This is a genomic window from Leifsonia sp. HAY1-4F (assembly GCF_056755275.1).
Map to the genome: position 1 here is coordinate 1 of NZ_JBNDHX010000588.1, position 239 is coordinate 239.

General features: G+C 67.4%; 1 protein-coding gene. It reads left to right on the top strand.

The window, feature by feature from the left end:
• On the top strand, positions 1–238 hold a 238-nt coding region (locus ACPYOG_RS20605; protein ID WP_481295924.1), incomplete at its 5' end, for a winged helix-turn-helix domain-containing protein.
• Position 239 lies beyond the last annotated feature (1 nt).

Here is a 239-nt window from a genome sequence, read left to right on the forward strand (position 1 = left end):
GGGGGAGTTCGACCTCCTGCTGGCGCTCGCGTCCAAGCCTCAACAGATCTTCACCCGGGAGATGCTGCTGGAGCAGGTCTGGGGCTACCACCACAAGGCGGCCACGCGCCTGGTGAACGTGCACGTCCAGCGGCTGCGCGCCAAGGTGGAGCAGAACCCGGACAATCCTACGATCGTCATGACCGTGCGCGGGGTCGGCTACCGCGCCGACGCCGCCGCGTGGACGCCCGAAAAATAGC